Source organism: Streptomyces sp. NPDC048600 (assembly GCF_055587025.1).
Map to the genome: position 1 here is coordinate 1 of NZ_JBVJGZ010000066.1, position 3,101 is coordinate 3,101.

The window sequence follows — 3,101 nt, forward strand, 5'->3', positions numbered from 1 at the left end:
GCCACGACCTCCTCCGCGCCGGAGACCGGGTCGGGGGTGCCCGCGACGAGGGGGGCGCCGGCGCGCTGGGCGATGTGCCGGGCGGCGACCTTGTCACCGAGGTCGCGGATGGCCTGCGGGGGCGGGCCGATCCAGATCAGTCCGGCGTCCAGCACGGCCTGGGCGAAGTCGGCGTTCTCGGAGAGGAAGCCGTACCCGGGGTGGATGGCGTCGGCCCCGGACTCCCGGGCCGCGTTCAGGACCTTGTCGATGTCCAGATAGCTGGTGGCCGGAGTGTCACCGCCCAGGGCGAACGCCTCATCCGCCGCGCGGACATGCAGAGCGTCCCGGTCCGGGTCGGCGTACACGGCCACGCTGCCGATCCCGGCGTCCCGGCAAGCACGGGCCACGCGGACAGCGATTTCGCCACGGTTGGCGATGAGCACCTTGCGCACGATTGAGGCTCCCTCCTTGAAACAAGCCGAGTTTAGGGACTGCCGACACGACAGTTCGACCCGTCCCCAATGGTGAGCTTGCCCACACGGAGCGTGATTCGAGGCTTGCTCGACCCGCGAAATCCCTTGTCGCACCTTGGGGCGCAGGACTCCACCGGAAAACCCTAGCCCGCCCATGTGGTCAAGGTCTCTGTGAGAGCGTGCCGCGCCCCACTCCGTTTCTTTGTGGAGTCCCTACGAATGGCCCAATGATTCTTTGCCTGTCACAGAACCCTTGTCCGGAGGTTTACCCGTTAGTAGCGTTCGCGATGGCTCGAACGTACTTGAGGTAACGCCGCCGACCGGGCGGCACTCGAACGCGCGGAAGAGGGTGGGGACCCGTGGTGCGCAGACCCGTGGCGTGGCTGCTGGCGGTCGTGCTTCTCGTCGAGGGGCTGGGCATCGCCGCGATCAACTGGTTCCTCGGGCATGTCGTCGAGCGCCAGCGCATGTCGATGGGCGGCCTCGACCCGGACGTGATGTCCCTGTCCTCGAAGATCGGCGGCGTGGTCTTCGGCCTGTACTTCCTGCTGTGCGCCTATACCGCGTTGCTCGTCGCCCTGCGCGACCGCGCCCCGGCCGGACTCGGGCGTGTCGCACTGGTCAGCGCGGCGGTCGTGCACGGGCTGCTGGGCGCGGTCACCTGGGGCCTGGTGGGGCCGGCCGCCTTCACGTTCATGATCGTGGTGCTGGCGCTGATAGTCCTGCTGCTGGTCTCCTACGACCGCCCGGAGACGACGGAGGACCCGGCCGCGCCCGAGCCCGCCGACCCGGCGCCCACGTCGCCCGCGAAGGGGCCCGCGACCGCGTGAGGGATGCCGTCCGGGCCGAGGCCTGAGCTCGGCCCGACCGTCCCCGCGGCGGCCGTGCGGGCCGCGCGCTCAGGCCACGCCGTCCGATGTCACGTCCACAGGTCGGTGATCGAGACGTTCAGGCGGTTCAGGAGGCGGCGGAGCAGGGGGAGGCTGATGCCGATCACGTTGCCGTGGTCGCCGTCGATGCCGTCGATGAAGGGCGCCGAGCGGCCGTCCAGGGTGAAGGCGCCCGCCACGTGGAGGGGCTCGCCCGAGGCGACGTACGCGGCGACCTCGTCGTCGGTGGGCTCGCCGAAGCGGACCACGGTGGAGGCGGTCGCCGAGGCGTAGCGGCCCGACTCGGTGTCCCAGACGCAGTGGCCGGTCTGGAGGACGCCCGCGCGTCCGCGCATGGTCTTCCAGCGGGCCGTGGCCTCCTCGGCGTCGGCGGGCTTGCCGAGCGCCTGGCCGTCGAGCTCCAGCACCGAGTCGCAGCCGATCACCAGCGCGCCGCGGACGTCCGGCCGGGCCGCCACGACGGAGGCCTTGGCCTCGGCGAGGGCGAGGGCCAGTTCTGCCGGGGTGGGCGCGGTGACGGCGTCCTCGTCGACCCCGCTGACGATCACCTCGGGGGCCAGGCCGGCCTGGCGCAGGAGGTTGAGCCGGGCGGGGCTCTGCGAGGCGAGGACGAGGCGGCGGCTGGGCTTGTCTGTCATGCGGTCAGCGTATCGGCGGGGCCCGGTTTGCGTCGGGCTCAGCGGAGCCCGATGGCGATCATCGCCAGCACCATGGCGACCGCCATGAGGATGCCGAGCCGCCGTAGCATCTCCTGCATCTCGCGGAGTTCTTCCGGGGGCTCGTTGTCGGGGTCGGACCACAGCATGCCACTAGCGTGGGGCTTGGGTGGGGGAGGGGGCCTGAGTACTCGTACTCAAGTTGTACGGCTGGGTTTCGCTTCGGCTGCGCGTGGGGTTCTTGCTTGCGTCGTGGGCCGGTGACCCGCGTGGTCGCTATTTTGCGCCCGCGCAGTGGAGCCGCATATGGATGCAGCCCCGCGCCCCTTTTGGGGGTGGTTGCGCAGCGTGGGCCCGTGACCCGTGTGGTCGCTCTCTTGCGCAGTTCCTCGCGCCCCTTGGGGCGTGGTTGATCGCGGCCGCGTGGCGGAGCCGCGTGTGGATGCAGCCCTGCGCCCCCTGCATGCAGGGGGCGCAGGTTTTTGTCAGCTCGGCCAGCAGGATCTGGACCAGGACGTTCCGCCCGGGTGGGGGAGGCGGTGGAGGGCGATTCTTGAGGGGTCGGACCAGGCGGCGCGGGGAGTGGGGGTGGCCGGTGTCGCGGCGTCGGCCGCCGCGGCGCGGGCTCGGACCACTGCCAGTGCGGCGGCGAGTTCCTCGGGGGTGGGGTTGCCCCGTACGACCTTGATGGTCACTGCGGCTCCTCTCCAGGCGCTCTACAGGGGGATGTTGCCGTGCTTCTTGGGCGGCAGGGACGCGCGCTTGGTGCGCAGCTGGCGCAGGCCGCGGACGATGTGGCGGCGGGTGTCGGAGGGTGCGATGACGGCGTCGATGTAGCCGCGTTCGGCCGCGATGTAGGGGTTGAGGAGGGTGTCCTCGTACTCCCGGATCAGCCGGGCGCGCACGGCTTCGAGGTCCTCGCCGCCCGCTTCGGCTTCGGCGAGGGTGCGGCGGTGGAGGATGTTGACGGCGCCCTGGGCGCCCATCACGGCGATCTGGGCGGTCGGCCAGGCGAGGTTGAGGTCGGCGCCCAGGTGCTTGGAGCCCATCACGTCGTAGGCGCCGCCGAACGCCTTGCGGGTGATCACGGTGATCAGCGG

The 3,101-nt window shown here is 71.1% G+C and carries 6 protein-coding genes; 1 reads left to right on the top strand and 5 read right to left on the bottom strand.

Translation table 11 applies throughout. The features are described from left to right. Positions 1-434, bottom strand: a 434-nt coding sequence (locus tag ACZ6SQ_RS38240; protein WP_469570641.1) for a biotin carboxylase N-terminal domain-containing protein, incomplete at its 3' end; no start/stop codon positions are given. 380 nt (positions 435-814) lie between these two features. Here ACZ6SQ_RS38240 and ACZ6SQ_RS38245 point away from each other — a divergent pair. Beyond that, positions 815-1,285: a hypothetical protein gene (locus ACZ6SQ_RS38245; RefSeq protein ID WP_469570643.1), complete on the top strand. Its 471-nt coding sequence runs from the start codon at positions 815-817 to the stop codon at positions 1,283-1,285. An 89-nt stretch (positions 1,286-1,374) separates the two neighbouring features. On the opposite strand, the gene ACZ6SQ_RS38250 is transcribed toward ACZ6SQ_RS38245, so the two are convergent. The 4 genes from ACZ6SQ_RS38250 to ACZ6SQ_RS38265 form a co-directional block, all read right to left on the bottom strand. After that, complete coding sequence (locus ACZ6SQ_RS38250) at positions 1,375-1,983, bottom strand: Maf family protein (RefSeq protein WP_386387707.1); 609 nt, start codon at positions 1,981-1,983, stop codon at positions 1,375-1,377. A 38-nt stretch (positions 1,984-2,021) separates the two neighbouring features. Then, positions 2,022-2,150: a morphogenic membrane protein MmpB gene (gene mmpB / locus ACZ6SQ_RS38255; RefSeq protein WP_386387709.1), complete on the bottom strand. Its 129-nt coding sequence runs from the start codon at positions 2,148-2,150 to the stop codon at positions 2,022-2,024. A gap of 336 nt (positions 2,151-2,486) precedes the next feature. Beyond that, the gene (locus ACZ6SQ_RS38260) at positions 2,487-2,696 is read right to left on the bottom strand and encodes an acyl-CoA carboxylase epsilon subunit (protein ID WP_469570647.1); all 210 of its coding nucleotides are present in this window, start codon (positions 2,694-2,696) and stop codon (positions 2,487-2,489) included. Between the two features lie 21 nt (positions 2,697-2,717). Then, positions 2,718-3,101 (bottom strand): carboxyl transferase domain-containing protein (locus ACZ6SQ_RS38265; protein ID WP_469570649.1); only part of this gene is annotated, 384 nt, incomplete at its 5' end.

Excerpts from the sequence above, each read along its gene's own strand:
- mmpB (WP_386387709.1), bottom strand. The coding sequence starts at position 2,150 with ATGCTGTGGTCCGACCCCGACAACGAGCCCCCGGAAGAACTCCGCGAG.
- ACZ6SQ_RS38250 (WP_386387707.1), bottom strand. The coding sequence starts at position 1,983 with ATGACAGACAAGCCCAGCCGCCGCCTCGTCCTCGCCTCGCAGAGCCCC.